Genomic DNA, 865 nt, shown 5'->3' on the forward strand with positions numbered 1-865 from the left:
CTCATATGACCCAATCCGCTGTCAAGAGCCACAATGGCCCCGCCGACCGCTTGCAATCGGTCGGCGGGGCCTGCCGTTGAACCCGTCCCGGTCCGCCCCCGGCATGTCATCGACGCCTTCGGCTCAGTCTCATATCCGCGGATACCGTTCTGTCGGCCCGCACTCCATTCCTTCGGCGGGGTTCCCCAAGTCTGTCGAGGCGCATGCGGAGGGCTCCGCGCGCACAGCGAAATAGGGGGTATCCCCGAAGGCCGCCCGGCTCGCCGGGACGGGGGCTATGTCTATTCCGCGCCCTCCCGGCACATCATGCCGAGGGCCCAGAGCCACCTCACGAGCTCGGCCGCGGTGGCCGCGTTGGCCTTCGCCGCGGGCATGCCGCGGGCGAGCATCTCCTCGCGCCGCCGCAGGAGCCGCTCGGACCCCTTCCTCCCGTGCATCCTTATCTCGAGGGGCACGCCCGTGTCCCTCGGCATGAGCTTCGGCTGGTGCCGTGCCGCGGCGTAGCACCATGAACCCTCAACGGCCAGCTTCCTCACGAGCGCGTTGCCCGCGCCGCTGATGCCTCCGAGCCGCACGGAGTCGCCACTCGACCTCTGACTCGGCGCGAGGCCGAAATAGGCCGTGACCTGCCTTCCGGAACGGAACCTCGTGAAGTCGCCGACCTCGGCCGAGAAGGCTGCGGCCAGCGCGAAGGCGCAGCCCTTGATCGACTGGAGGGCGGCCACCTCCGCGGCGATCGGGCTGGCATCCACGGCGGCCCTGTACTCGGAGAGCAGGTCCGCCCGGGCCTCCGCCGCGGCCTCGACCTCGTTCCTCAGGGCGGCGAGCGTCCGAACCCCGCCATCGTCCTCCGGCCTGACCTTGT

The 865-nt window shown here is 70.3% G+C and carries 1 protein-coding gene; it reads right to left on the bottom strand.

Going from position 1 to position 865, the window contains the following annotated elements; translation table 11 throughout:
- Nucleotides 1-281: 281 nt before the first annotated feature.
- Nucleotides 282-865: transposase (locus tag ACQRCA_RS08455; protein WP_427719894.1), on the bottom strand; the 584-nt coding region annotated here is incomplete at its 5' end.

This window comes from Collinsella sp. SGI.095, assembly GCF_050314535.1.
In the GTDB taxonomy this organism is placed as follows: Bacteria; Actinomycetota; Coriobacteriia; order Coriobacteriales; family Coriobacteriaceae; genus Collinsella.